The organism is Marinobacter sp. (assembly GCF_034669625.1).
Taxonomy (GTDB): domain Bacteria; phylum Pseudomonadota; class Gammaproteobacteria; order Pseudomonadales; family Oleiphilaceae; genus Marinobacter.
The window spans coordinates 65,692-78,354 of record NZ_JAXMOY010000007.1 but is presented as its reverse complement, the minus strand read 5'-3'; the positions used below and the strand labels follow the sequence as shown (position 1 = coordinate 78,354).

12 protein-coding genes are annotated in these 12,663 nt (G+C 54.3%); 6 read left to right on the top strand and 6 right to left on the bottom strand.

Annotated elements, in window-relative coordinates:
• Positions 1-60 precede the first annotated feature (60 nt).
• The 4 genes from VOI14_RS08395 (at position 61) to VOI14_RS08380 (ending at position 4,492) form a co-directional block, all read left to right on the top strand.
• The gene (locus tag VOI14_RS08395) at positions 61-606 is read left to right on the top strand and encodes a TRAP transporter small permease subunit (RefSeq protein ID WP_323751593.1); all 546 of its coding nucleotides are present in this window, start codon (positions 61-63) and stop codon (positions 604-606) included.
• Complete coding sequence (locus VOI14_RS08390) at positions 603-1,898, top strand: TRAP transporter large permease subunit (RefSeq protein ID WP_323751592.1); 1,296 nt, start codon at positions 603-605, stop codon at positions 1,896-1,898. The genes VOI14_RS08395 and VOI14_RS08390 overlap by 4 nt, the downstream gene beginning before the upstream one ends.
• A gap of 159 nt (positions 1,899-2,057) precedes the next feature.
• Entirely contained in the window at positions 2,058-3,368 is a 1,311-nt protein-coding gene (locus VOI14_RS08385) for a cyclopropane-fatty-acyl-phospholipid synthase family protein (protein ID WP_323751591.1), read from the top strand.
• Positions 3,368-4,492: an NAD(P)/FAD-dependent oxidoreductase gene (locus VOI14_RS08380; protein ID WP_323751590.1), complete on the top strand. Its 1,125-nt coding sequence runs from the start codon at positions 3,368-3,370 to the stop codon at positions 4,490-4,492. The genes VOI14_RS08385 and VOI14_RS08380 overlap by 1 nt, the downstream gene beginning before the upstream one ends.
• A gap of 90 nt (positions 4,493-4,582) precedes the next feature.
• On the opposite strand, the gene VOI14_RS08375 is transcribed toward VOI14_RS08380, so the two are convergent.
• From VOI14_RS08375 to VOI14_RS08360, 4 genes are all read right to left on the bottom strand, one after another.
• Complete coding sequence (locus tag VOI14_RS08375) at positions 4,583-5,521, bottom strand: porin (RefSeq protein ID WP_323751589.1); 939 nt, start codon at positions 5,519-5,521, stop codon at positions 4,583-4,585.
• Positions 5,522-5,556: 35 nt separating this feature from the next.
• Positions 5,557-6,168: a DUF2057 domain-containing protein gene (locus tag VOI14_RS08370; RefSeq protein ID WP_323751588.1), complete on the bottom strand. Its 612-nt coding sequence runs from the start codon at positions 6,166-6,168 to the stop codon at positions 5,557-5,559.
• Positions 6,169-6,351: 183 nt separating this feature from the next.
• Positions 6,352-8,022: a choice-of-anchor I family protein gene (locus VOI14_RS08365; protein ID WP_323751587.1), complete on the bottom strand. Its 1,671-nt coding sequence runs from the start codon at positions 8,020-8,022 to the stop codon at positions 6,352-6,354.
• 156 nt (positions 8,023-8,178) lie between these two features.
• A complete protein-coding gene (locus tag VOI14_RS08360; protein ID WP_323751586.1) occupies positions 8,179-8,652 on the bottom strand; it encodes a Dps family protein in 474 nt (157 codons plus the stop codon).
• Between the two features lie 224 nt (positions 8,653-8,876).
• Here VOI14_RS08360 and VOI14_RS08355 point away from each other — a divergent pair, with 224 nt between their 5' ends.
• Positions 8,877-9,152 (top strand): DUF2061 domain-containing protein, encoded by a 276-nt coding sequence (locus VOI14_RS08355; RefSeq protein ID WP_323751585.1) that lies wholly within the window; start codon positions 8,877-8,879, stop codon positions 9,150-9,152.
• A gap of 19 nt (positions 9,153-9,171) precedes the next feature.
• On the opposite strand, the gene VOI14_RS08350 is transcribed toward VOI14_RS08355, so the two are convergent.
• Entirely contained in the window at positions 9,172-10,611 is a 1,440-nt protein-coding gene (locus VOI14_RS08350) for a dihydrolipoyl dehydrogenase (RefSeq protein ID WP_323751584.1), read from the bottom strand.
• A 137-nt stretch (positions 10,612-10,748) separates the two neighbouring features.
• Between VOI14_RS08350 and VOI14_RS08345 the strand changes: the two genes are divergently transcribed.
• Positions 10,749-11,420: a LysE family transporter gene (locus tag VOI14_RS08345; RefSeq protein ID WP_323751670.1), complete on the top strand. Its 672-nt coding sequence runs from the start codon at positions 10,749-10,751 to the stop codon at positions 11,418-11,420.
• Here the strand turns inward: VOI14_RS08345 and VOI14_RS08340 are convergent.
• On the bottom strand, positions 11,365-12,417 hold the full coding sequence (locus VOI14_RS08340) for a 3-deoxy-7-phosphoheptulonate synthase (RefSeq protein ID WP_323751583.1): 1,053 nt from the start codon (positions 12,415-12,417) through the stop codon (positions 11,365-11,367). The two genes, VOI14_RS08345 and VOI14_RS08340, sit on opposite strands and share 56 nt — an antisense overlap.
• Between the last annotated feature and the right edge of the window lie 246 nt (positions 12,418-12,663).

Here is a 12,663-nt window from a genome sequence, read left to right as displayed (position 1 = left end):
TCCCGGCTTTTTACTTTAACAAGCAACACGAAAAATTCGCTCGGCGGAGGAAGGGGCTTAATGCGCTGGATTATCAGACTGGATGAGGGCCTGGCCTGGCTCTCGAAACTCTGCGGTTGGATCGCCTGCGTGGCCATGATCTTGATGGCCGCCAATGTGTTTTACGACGTGATCACCCGCTACGTCTTAAGCGATGTGTCGATTGGCATGCAAGAGATGGAATGGCACCTGTACTCGGTAGTCTTCCTGATGGGAATTCCCTATGCCCTCCGCACAGATGGCCACGTTCGAGTGGATGTCTTCTACACCAACTGGCAGCAAAAAAACAAAGCCTGGATCAACCTCATTGGTGCCCTGATCTTTGTGATTCCCTTCGCTTACCTGATCGGTTTTTATGGCTACAGCTTTGCGATTGACGCCTACGAGATGGGCGAAGGCAGTGGCGATCCGGGCGGCTTGCCCCACCGCTGGATCATCAAATCCATCATTCCGGTCAGCGCGTTCTTTATCGGCGCTGCAGGCTTGAACATGATTACCTACGCCGTCCGCGTAATGGCCGGTGAAAAGTCCTATGATAGCGAGCACAGCGCAGGAGGTTTGGCATGATCGGTATGATTATGTTCCTTGTGGCCCTGTTCATGCTGATGCTCGGCTTCCCCGTGGCCTTTACCTTTGGGGGCGTGGCGCTCTTCTTTGGCATCTTCGCCGAGGGCATGGATCTGTTTGCTTTCATGCCCTATCGGATCATGAGCGTCATGCAGAACACGGTCCTGATGGCGGTGCCGCTGTTCATTTTCATGGGTGTGATCCTGCAGCGCACGAAACTGGCCGAGCAACTTCTAACCTCGATGGGCCGCTTGTTTGGTGGCTTGCCTGGTGGTCTGGCTATTTCCACCATTCTGGTGGGTGCATTGCTCGCCGCATCAACCGGCGTGGTAGGTGCCAGTGTGGTGGCCATGGGTTTGATATCCCTGCCCGTCATGCTCGCTCACAATTACGACAAGCGCCTGGCCACAGGCACCATCTGTGCCTCCGGCACCCTGGGTCAAATTGTGCCGCCGTCTATCATCCTGATCATTCTGGGTGATGTTCTGGGCTTGCCGGTCGGCGATCTGTTCAAAGCCGCGGTTGGGCCCGGCATGGTGCTGATTGGCCTGTATATTGTTTACATCCTGTTCATGACCCGTTTGAAGCCCCAGACGGCGCCAGCCATGCCGCCAGACGACAGCATCAGCCGCGGCAAAGAAATCCGCAACGCGCTGCTGGCCATCATCCCGCCTTTGGCGCTGATTGTGGTGGTTCTGGGCTCTATCTTCACCGGCATCGCCACCCCCACCGAATCCTCCGCTTTGGGCGGCGTTGGTGCCGTGGCGCTAGCCATTATCTACCGCCAGTTCAGTTTTAAAATGGTGTGGGAGGCCTCCAAAGACACCGTGAAGGTAACGGCCATGGTCTTTGCCATTCTTATTGGTGCCACCGCCTTCTCCATGGTATTCAGCTATACCGGCGGTGACTACTTGCTGGAAGAATGGTTGATGATGCTGCCGGGCGAACAATGGGGCTTCATCATTCTGGCCATGGTGGTGATTCTGGTGCTGGGCTTCTTCATCGACTTCGTGGAGATTTCCTTCATCATCGTGCCGATTCTGGCACCGGTGGCAGAAGCCATGGGCATCAACATGCTCTGGTTTGCCATCCTGATTGCCATGAACCTGCAAACCAGCTTCCTGACGCCCCCCTTCGGCTTCTCCCTGTTCTACCTCAAGGGCGTTGCACCTGCGGAGGTTAAAACAACCGATATCTACAAAGGCATTATTCCGTTCATTCTCATTCAAATTCTGGTGCTGGCGATGATCGTCGTCTTCCCGGGATGGTTCGGAATGAGCTCCACTTACTAAGCATCGACTAAACAGGCGGGCCCGGAAGAAACCCGGCCCGCCTCCCGCCTTTTCCCTTAACCTGACAAAACCTGTTCATTTTCTATACTATCTAAAGAGCGCGACTCTCAGTTTGGCTTTCGGGACCGCCTGGTATTGCAACCAACGGGAGCCTCCACTATGTCTAGCCGTAACGCCCGCAAGGCTTCGCATTCAGGCAAGGACGCTCCGCACCCCCTAAGTATTCCTTATGAGGCACCCCACCCTGATCGAGAACCTCACAGCTACGAGCGCTGGCTACTCGAAAAATTCATTCGCTTGGCCGGATCCCCACCGATTCGATTCCAACTTTGGAATGGCGATCAAATTGAACCGGAACACCAGACCGCCCGCTTCACCTTAACCCTCAACGATTCCAAAGCCCTTTACGCCCTGGTGACCGACCCGAATCTAGCCATGGGCGACCTATACAGCTCCGGGCGACTCGATATCGACGGTGATCTCACGAACTTTCTGGAAACCGTGTATCACACGGTTCACACCGCTCGGCAGCAGTGGCCTAAATGGCTGGATAGCTTCTGGAAAAGTCCAAATCCGCGTTCTTCCGGCCTGTCGCAAGCGAAAGAGAACATCCACCACCATTACGACCTCGGCAACGAGTTCTACAAGCTGTGGCTGGATCAAGCAGAAATGCAGTACACCTGCGCCTATTACGAGCACCCGGACAACACACTGGAACAAGCGCAGTTAGCCAAGCTAGAACACGTGTGCCGGAAGCTCCGGCTCAAACCCGGCATGACCGTGGTCGAAGCCGGTTGTGGCTGGGGCGGCCTGGCCCGTTATATGGCGCGCCACTATGGTGTCACCGTTCGCTCCTACAACATCTCTCGCGAACAACTCAGCTACGCCAAAACAGAAACCAAACGGCAAGGCCTTGATAAAAAAATTAGCTATATCGAAGACGACTACCGAAACATTCAGGGCGAATATGATGCCTTTGTTTCTGTGGGCATGCTGGAACACGTCGGTAAAGAAAACTACCCGGCACTGTCCGACTTGATTAAGCGAAGCCTGAAGCCGAACGGTATCGCCTTGCTGCACAGCATCGGGCGCAACCAGCCGATGCTGATGAATGCCTGGATCGAAAAACGCATTTTCCCCGGCGCCTACCCCCCCAGCATTGCCGAGTTCATGCAGATCTGTGAGCACAATGACTTTTCAGTACTGGATGTGGAAAACCTGCGATTGCATTACGCCCAAACCCTGACCCACTGGCTGAAAAACTTCACCCAGCATCAGGATGCAGTGACGCATATGTACGATCAAAACTTCACCCGGGCCTGGCGATTCTATTTGGCCGGCTCCATCGCCGCATTCCGCGCGGGTTCGCTGCAACTGTTCCAGGTTGTATTCAGCCATGGCGATAACAATCTGGTTCCCCGAACCCGGCAGGATTTGTACGCCACCCCGACCACACCGGAGCACTCATAATGGACAACTTCGACGCCATCGTCGTGGGTGCCGGCCCGGCCGGCGCGACACTCACCCGTGCACTGGAAGACGCCGGAAAGAAGGTTCTGGTGATTGATAAAGCGACGTTTCCGCGAGATAAAACCTGCGCCGGATGGGTAACCCCGAACGTTCTCGAGAGCCTGGACATTGACATCAACGACTACCGCCGTGCACGAACGTTGCAGTCTATCAGCCGTTTCCGGATCGGCATGATGGGCCAGAGCCCGGTCGAGAATCATCATGGCAGCGTGGTCAGCTACGGCATCAGGCGCTGCGAGTTCGACGCCTATCTGCTGGATCGGGTTAAATCCCGAAAACAACTGGGCACCCCGGTAAAATCCATCACCCGGAACAACGGCCTTTGGCGCCTTAACGAGCAGTGGCAAGCTCCACTCCTGATCGGCGCTGGAGGGCATTTCTGCCCGGTGGCCAAGCGAATAGGCTCCGGCCCCGGGAAACATGAAACCGTGGTCGCCGCCAAGGAAGTGGAATTCGAAATGACCCCGGCCCAAGCCAGTGCCTGCACCGCCCGAGCCGACACACCCGAACTCTGGTTCTGCCGCGACCTCAAGGGTTACGCCTGGGTGTTCCGCAAAGGCGATTTTCTGAACATCGGCTTGGGGCGTGAAGACAACCATCGGCTGACCGATCATCTGGAAGCCTTCGTGCAAGAGATGAAACAGGCCGGTTGCATTCCCAACGACTCGCCCGGCCGTTTCAAAGGCCACGCCTATCTGTTGTACGCCCATGCCGGGCGGCCACTGGTTGATGATGGGGTCTTACTGGTGGGAGACGCAGCCGGGCTGGCTTACACCCAGAGCGGTGAAGGCATCCGGCCCGCCATCGAGTCCGCATTAATTGCCGCCCAAGTGATTCTGAACGCGCCGGATTATTCCGCTTCGTCACTGCAACGCTATGGTGAGCAAATTTCTAAGCGGTTTGGCCACCGTGCCAGCGAACAGGGACGCGGATTCGAAGTGCCCGACTGGCTCAAGCAACCCATTGCCAGTTCCTTGATGCGTTCACATTGGTTCACTCAGAAAGTCGTAACGGAAAAATGGTTCCTGCATCAAGAGATTCCACCGCTGGATCTTGCTGTCTAGAACGCACAAAGGCCGGGCAATGGGACCCGGCCTTTGTTTTGTCAGCGACAACCCGCCTTGAAAAAGGCTAGCCGCTTTTTTAGCTAATGCTTAGAACTTCACGCGCATACCGGCAAGGAAGCCCATGTCAGTGTCGTCTTCATCGGTGTCTGCGATTTCAGCAAACACGCTGACGTTCTTGGCAGTCGGGAACTTGTAGGTCACGTTCGCGTACCAAGCAGTCACGTCGTCACTGTTGTCCTCTTCCTGATTCTGCATACCGATCGCCACACCCGTTGTGCTGGTAACGTCGACGGTCGCTGCAATGTTGTAGAGCGTTGTTTCAAGATCCGTGTTGTTGTCATCCGTCACACTGTAGTCAGCGGCCAGACCAAACATACCGAAGTCGTAACCGGCACTCAGACCCCAAGTGTCTTTTTCGTCCAGACCAATGGGGGTATTGCGCTGGTAGGCAGCAGCTAATTCCAAACCAGCAATTTCGGTAGATGCAAACAAATCGAAGAACTCGCCGGTAATACCGCCTTTGTCCTCAGCCTCCAGTTCGTAGGAAGCAACGAGGTAAACATTGTCCAGCTCTACATCAACGCGGAACGTATCGTCACCATTCGTTTTCACTGAGTCAAACTGATCTTCGTCCAGCGGTGATTCATAAGCTTCTTCGATGCCGAACTCGTCAGAGGCAAAGTTTTGCTTACCCATGGATAACGAGGTAACGCCGTACTGAATACCAACGTAGGCTTCTTCGATCGGCTCATCAACGTCTTTGCCGTTGGCGTGGTCTTTGAAGTCAAAATCCAGGCGACCAAAGGCTTTCATCTCGTTGCCCAAGTCATAACTCACGTAGTTTTTCAGCTCCAGGTCATCAAAATCTACGTACTCATTGGTGTCGTCACCAATTTTCTTGCGCAACTGAACCTGGAAGTCACCGTTCAGCTTGTAGGTAAAACCATCTTTTTCATAAACAGTTGCAGCATTTACAGAGCCCGCAGCAACAGTAGACACAGCAACAGCCAGAAGAAGCTTCTTCATTATTTATAACTCCACTTTCGTTTTTGGTTTGACGTTTATCGGTTGCTGGAATCAACCCAGCTGCTCCACTCTTTTCGAGTTTGTTCGTCGGCTTTCAGATACCAATAGCGCAGCATTCTGCCGACCATTTCCTGATCCCCATCGGCTGGCGAATCCGGCAACACCCCATCCGAGGTGAGTTTCAGCTCCGCAATGGTGCGGGAACGGTTATAGGCCGCCAGCTCTCGCGGATAGTCACGCACCAGCTGAAAGCCTTCTTTCTCAAGCACGTCAGTAGTGAACGCCACTGCTCGGCCCTGATCATCAGTCAGCTGCCAGCTGCCCTGTTGGTTAAAGCTGGCCATTTCATTTCGGGTCTCTATTTTCGGCGCTCGCAGCCTCAGCTCGGCATCCCCAGCGCTGAAGCGGAAAACAAAGGCGTCACTGGTTTCCCGAGTTTCTTCCCGGCCGACTTCGGTGGTGCACTCCACCACCAGCTGCTGTGTACCGTCAGGCAACGTGAGGGGCTGGCCTGAGGAAGCAGTCTGTTCGCTGCCCTGAACCGCCTGCACGTTTACACAAGCCCCAGGCATCAGCTGGATCTCGGCCAAAGCTGGCAGTGGCAGCAGTGCAATCATCAAGCTGGTAATACGGGTCAATCTGGTCACGTTCTGAATCCAATTAGTGGTCACCGGTAGAGGTGTTGAATCAACTGGAATGACACTATGGAGAGGGGGTATGACAGCGCTATTACAAAGCACTATAGGCAGGCCGATTTTATGATTCGGTATCTAAAAAAAACAAAACCGCACCAGAAGGTGCGGTTTTGACAGGCATTTAAATGTTCAATATCAGTTGGTTGGTGCGCCGGCCACACCAATTCGATAGAGCGTTGTCGTGCCGCTCACTTCGTTTCCGACAGCCAAAATAGGCTGGCCGTTAGGGCTGTCTTCTGCTCGAATAAAGGCCATGCCTTCGGGCCCCAAATCTCCGGCCTTGCCGGCTTCCACCTCAGCCGTGCTAACAGCAAAATCCCGATTATTCAGGTACTGCACGAATTGCGGATCCTGAGGATTGGTGACGTTATAAACCATCACGCCACCCACGCGTTCCAGACCGATAAAGGCATAATTCTGACCATAGATCTCGCCTATGGTCACGGCTTCAGGCTCCGGCCCTTTGTCATCAGAACGGTCATCAGCACCATTATCATCGTTGGTTGCATTGAAGCCGTCAGGAATCCGATTAGCCGTGATGCGCTCGAAGTCGTTGCCGGAATCAAACACTCTCTGTCCCTGCTCGTTCCAGATGGAGAACGACCGGGCACCATAGCTGTACAGCTCACCGAACACACAACCTTTCTCTACATAGGTGGTCTTGCCAGCCGGGTCACAGTCGTTGATCACGCCCAGAGTGTTGGTCACTTTCAAGCGGCCCAGATTGGCCTTATCCTGCAATTCCCTGCGTTGTGCCTCATTACCGAAGGCCTCGCTCAGCTGTATATCCTTAATCCGGAACTCTTCGCTGAAACCGTCGTAATCCCGAGAATCACCCTCGTTCGCGGTAACGTAATAGGTCTTGCCGTTGTAGCCATAGCTCGCTATCGCGTCTGGCTGATACATTCCTTTAACCGGCCAGTTCTGAAGATTGATCCCACCGTCTTTGTTACTGGCATCCAACTCATTGCCCAGCAGACGGTGATCTTTGAAACCCAGCGGCAGAACATCGACAATCCGGGCGTTTTCAATATCCAGAACGGCCACCGCGTTGTTCTCCTGCAAGGTCACCCAGGCCCGAGTGTTGTCTTGAGACACCGCGATGTACTCTGGCTCGAAGTCCTGAGCCGCGGAAGCCCCCGGTCCGAAAATACGAATACCGGATTCACGCAGTTCCTGTTCGCGACCGTTGTAGGCACCAAAGTCCGCAGTGTTTACCGTCGCCTTTTCCACACCATTGGCAAGGTCAATCACGCTCACGGAACCTTCCGGATCTAAGGTGTAGTCCGCGTTCGGTTCGCCTTCGTTAGCCACCAATACTTTTCGACCATCGCGGGTAAAGGTGACCATATCTGGCAACGCACCAACCGTAACCTCCCCCACTTTGGACAAATCGGATGAGGTGTAGAACACGACCTTACCTTTCGCCTGTTTTACGTCCGCTTCAATGGCCACCGCCACCAGCTCCCCATAGACCGCGACGCTGTTGGCAGACGCCCCTTCTTGACTAGCGTCGATGGTGTCGATCCGTTTAGGTGCGTCCGGTTTGCTGATGTCCAGCACATCCACCGTGGCAGCCTGGGCGTTAACCACAAACAGCCGTTGGTGAGAGGGATCGTGAGCTAGGATTTCCGCAGCGCTTTCATCAAATACATCCCCTTCTGGTACATAGCTGCCCAGCACCCTCAACTCAATCTGCCCGGGTACCTCAGCGTTGACCTGAGAATCAGTGTCTACTGCACAAGCGGCAAGGCCGCCCGCAGCGGCAAGAATGGCGGAAGTCAGGAGAGCACGTTGAATAATCATGTTTACCTCTGATTGGCATCGACGTTGTGTAAAAGGACGCCTCACCCTATGGCAAACAGATGACAGAAAAGGGGCACAAATAAGACAAGTTAAAGACTCGGATAAAAAAAGGCGGCTCCAAGAGCCGCCATTTCAGATGTCGTCGCTTCGCCGGATTTAGTGACCTAGGTAGCTCCGGTACATCCAGACAGTCTTTTCCTGCTGTGAGATGTAATCACTCATCAGCGCAGAGGTACCTTCGTCGTCGGCTTCGCCGGCAAGGCTAAGAATTTCACGCTGCTTGGCGATCAGCTTGCTGAAGCTATCAACAATGTTGGTAACGGCTTCTTTGCCGTCAGACACATTCTTCCGCTCAACCACTTCCGACTGTTCCATGTACGTGCTGTATGCATGTGCAGGTACGTGGCCCAGAGTCAGAATACGCTCAGCAATCTCATCAATCTTGAGCAACAGGTCATCATACTGCTCTTCAAACTTCACGTGCAGTTCGAAAAAGTTCTCGCCCTTGATGTTCCAGTGGTAGCCGCGAACGTTCATGTAAAAAATCTGATAGTTCGCCAGAAGCCCGTTCAGGGCGTCCGCCAGTTTCTGAGTTTGTTCCGTATCAAGACCGATAAAATTCTTACCCATATTGAACCTCCTGGTTTTATTTTGGGCTTGGGATGACTAAGACAATAAGCCCATTCGCTTAGTGACTGAAGTTTAGTTCTCCAATGTCGCCTATAGCCCTTACCTATGAAAAACCGCGGGCAACTATAGATTAACACTATCAAAACTCGCTGAACTTTCTATTTGCGACAAGTTCTCATTTGTTTTGTAATGAGCTCATCGAAACGATTCTCTCGGAGTTAGTCATGAGCGCGCTGAAACAGTATGTACACAACCACGGTTCTAACGTTGATCCATCACTGCTTAAAACAATCACGTTTGCAGTCACTCACTTCACGGTCGCCTTTTCCGTCGCCTACTTATTGACCGGCGACCTTTTGATCGGTGGACTGATAGCCATGGTGGAACCAGCCATCAACACCGTTGCGTACTTCTTCCATGAGAAGATGTGGGCCCGGCACTCCCAAAATTCAACCACCCAGCCGGTAACTCACTTTCAGCCTACCCCACAACACGGCTGATCAGCACCAACGCAACCGGTTAGCTACCCGGGCCGCAGTCCATGCACTCATCCACCGTTTCTGGCCCTTCCTCCAAGTTGTAGTGAAGGTTTTTCAAGGCCGTTCTCAACCCCTCTTCAATAACGGGGTGGTAGAACGGCATGGCCAGCATCTCGCTGACGGTCATCCGCTTTTGAGCGCACCACGCCAGCAAGTGTGCAATGTGCTCTGCGGCCGGACCAAACATCTCTGCGCCAAGAAACAAGCCGCTGCCATGCTCGCCATACAACCGCATCAACCCACGATTTTTACCGATCACTTTGCTTCGGCCCTGATCCTCGAAACTGACCTCGCCAACCGCAAAACAGCCCTGACATTTTTTATCGACGGCATGAACGCTCAAACCGACAGACGCAATCTGGGGATCGGTAAACACAACCCCCATCGAGGCTTTCCGCGTGACCGCACGCAGGTCTGGCCAGTTACCGGCGTTATCACCGGCAATGCGACCTTCATCCGCCGCCTCATGTAACAGCGGCCGCTCGTTGTTAACATCGCCGACCAGAAAGATATGACTATCGCTGCAACGCAAAGTGTTGGGATCAACGTCCGGCAGGCCGCGGTCATCCAGTTCGATACCGGCATTCTGGATATCGAGGTTATCAATATTCGGCCGACGTCCTGTGGCGGCCAACACGTAGTCAAACGTATCCTTATGCTCTGCACCAGCCTCTACCCAAGTTATCTGCACGCCCTTATCGGTTCGCTCGATTCGCTTGGTCTCGGCTTTCGCGCTCAGAGGGAATTCATCACCAAAGGTTTTCAGCGCATAGTCGCGAATCTTTTCATCGCGAATACCGCCAATGCCGCCCCGCACGCCAAACAACCGAATACGAACGCCCAGCCGGCTCAAAGCCTGACCCAGCTCCAACCCGATAATCCCGGGACCAAATACCGCAACCGATTCCGGCAAATCCTCCCAGCTGAAAATGTCGTCATTCACTACCAGCCGGTCTTTCGCATCGGTGAACATACCGGGGACATTGGGCCGTGAACCGGTGGCAATCACAATGCGATCGGCGATGACTTCGGTGTGTTCTCCCACGACAAGACGGTGCGGCCCCACAAAGCGGGCGTGCCCCATCAGTCGCTGTTGTTCAGGTTGATTCTCCATGGACCGGACAACGGACTGCACAAACCGGTCACGCTCGGTGCGAACTCGCTCCATCACTTGTCGGCCATCAATTTTGATATCACCGACCTGAACACCGAATAGGCCAGCTTGACGGGCATCATGAGCACTCTCAGCCGCCGCGATCAGTAACTTGCTGGGCATACAGCCCACCCGGGCACAGGTGGTGCCGTACTGCTTGCCTTCGATCAGCAACACCTTATCGGTTTTCTTTCGTGCCCGCTGGTAAGCCACCATGCCTGCGGTGCCAGCACCAATAATGGCCACATCCACTTCACGCTTTTCCATCAGGGCTCCTCAAACAACATTTCGCTGTCTTTTCTATAACTTACGTTTCGAGTATAGAAGTTTATTGACTCATGACAGGTGAAAACGATAAAAAATCCGCCTATGCTTTCGGCTTTCATTACGACGGGGACAAACAGGTGCAGAATTACTGGCTGGAATTTCTTACTGTGGCGTTGATTCACCTGCTGGCCGTTGCCAGCCCCGGGCCGGACTTTGCGGTGATGCTGCGCCAGGCGATCACTCAATCGCGCCGGAATGCCCTGCTCAGTGCTTTTGGTATCGGGCTGGGCATCTTGTTACACGTAGGTTATTCGCTACTGGGCATCGGACTCATCATCCAGCAATCGGTCATGCTGTTTACCGTGCTAAAGGTGATTGGTGCTCTGTATTTGTTGTGGATTTCCTGGCACTGCCTGCGGGCCAAGCCCGGCGGCGTTCATGTGGAGGCTAAGAACGGAAAAATGCAGACAGGCTGGGTCGCGTTCCGGCTCGGTTTCCTGACCAATGCGCTTAACCCGAAAGCGACACTGTTTTTCGTGTCCGTATTTTCTGTGGTCATTAATCCGGACACACCCGTGCTACTCCAGGCAGGCTACGGCCTTTACATGGCCCTAGCCACAGGCCTCTGGTTCACTCTGGTGACACTGTTTTTCACCCACCCTCGTGTCCGCCGGGGCTTCAACCGGTTCGGACACTGGCTGGACAGGGTCATGGGTGGCATCCTGTTGCTGCTGGCCGGACAGCTTTTGTTCTCTACAGTGAGCGGATCAGAACCTCTGTCTGTTCCCAGCCCAGGCACGGATCAGTAATCGAGCACCCGTAAATCAGGTCTTCGGCGTCGTCCTGGCGCCCGAAGGCCAGGAAGCTTTCCAACATCAGGCCTTTAATGTGAGCGTTACCGTTGCGCTTTTGGGCCATCACCTCATGGGCAATCTCTACTTGCCGCTCAGCCTGTTTACACGCGTTGTCATGGCTACAATCGACCATCACTGAGGCCGACACACCGGCACCCTGCAATTCTTTTACCGCCCGGGCAATGCTCGTCTCATCATAATTGGTCACGCCCCGACCGCCGCGCAGCACCAAGTGCGTGTCCCGATTGCCGGCAGTGGTGATCATCGCCGGCGCGCCCGAGAGGGAAATGCCCATGTGGTGATGGGAATGCGCCGCAGATTTCATGGCGTTGATCGCCACCGCAACGCCACCGTCGGTGCCGTTCTTGAAACCGGTCGGCATAGGCAAGCCGCTGACCAGTTCCCGATGAATCTGAGATTCTGTGGTGCGGGCACCAATCGCTGTCCAGCTCACCAGGTCGCCCAGGTAATCCATCATGAACGGACTCAATGCCTCGGTTGCCAACGGCAACCCCAGCTCCGAAAGGGCCAATAGCAACTTACGGGAACGAATCAACCCCTGATTCAAATCACCCTCACCGGTGCGGGCAGGATCGTACAGCAGCCCTTTCCAGCCCACCGTCGTCCGGGGCTTTTCAAGGTAGGCTCGCATCACAATCAGGAACCGGTCACTGACCTCATCCGCCAGTGCTTTCAGTTTGGTGCCGTAGTCCAGCGCGGCCTGTTCATCGTGAATCGAGCAAGGCCCGATGACGATCAACGTACGTGGGTCCTGGCCATTCAGCACGTTGCGGATCTGCTCCCGGTAACCAGCGATGGCCTGGGTCAGTGGCTCGCCAGTAGGAAACTGTTGGCGCAGCTCATTGGCGGTCGGCAGCGTCGCTTCCAGGCGAGGCTGGCACATGGTCGACGATACTGTGTCCAAAGTTTCAGTTTTCAGAGGCATGTTCATATCCGTGTTCCCGTTTTCCCTATGTCAGAATCAAAAAAGCCCCGGCTGGGCTACCAGTCGGGGCTTTTTGAGTCCGGTGGCAGCCTGGGTTGTTTGCCGGGCTGCCTTCCTCGCTAAATTCGGTCGATGAAGATCTTATGGGCGGCCCGTGCTCTGGCTAAAATAAAAGCCAAAACCACACCACCAAAAATACACAGCAGAACCTGCGGCCTTCAGGTTTTCACCGAAAGCTTTCAGAACATTCAA

Excerpts from the sequence above, each read along its gene's own strand:
- VOI14_RS08395 (WP_323751593.1), top strand. The coding sequence starts at position 61 with ATGCGCTGGATTATCAGACTGGATGAGGGCCTGGCCTGGCTCTCGAAA.
- VOI14_RS08390 (WP_323751592.1), top strand. The coding sequence starts at position 603 with ATGATCGGTATGATTATGTTCCTTGTGGCCCTGTTCATGCTGATGCTC.
- VOI14_RS08385 (WP_323751591.1), top strand. The coding sequence starts at position 2,058 with ATGTCTAGCCGTAACGCCCGCAAGGCTTCGCATTCAGGCAAGGACGCT.
- VOI14_RS08380 (WP_323751590.1), top strand. The coding sequence starts at position 3,368 with ATGGACAACTTCGACGCCATCGTCGTGGGTGCCGGCCCGGCCGGCGCG.
- VOI14_RS08375 (WP_323751589.1), bottom strand. The coding sequence starts at position 5,521 with ATGAAGAAGCTTCTTCTGGCTGTTGCTGTGTCTACTGTTGCTGCGGGC.
- VOI14_RS08365 (WP_323751587.1), bottom strand. The coding sequence starts at position 8,022 with ATGATTATTCAACGTGCTCTCCTGACTTCCGCCATTCTTGCCGCTGCG.
- VOI14_RS08360 (WP_323751586.1), bottom strand. The coding sequence starts at position 8,652 with ATGGGTAAGAATTTTATCGGTCTTGATACGGAACAAACTCAGAAACTG.
- VOI14_RS08355 (WP_323751585.1), top strand. The coding sequence starts at position 8,877 with ATGAGCGCGCTGAAACAGTATGTACACAACCACGGTTCTAACGTTGAT.
- VOI14_RS08350 (WP_323751584.1), bottom strand. The coding sequence starts at position 10,611 with ATGGAAAAGCGTGAAGTGGATGTGGCCATTATTGGTGCTGGCACCGCA.
- VOI14_RS08340 (WP_323751583.1), bottom strand. The coding sequence starts at position 12,417 with ATGAACATGCCTCTGAAAACTGAAACTTTGGACACAGTATCGTCGACC.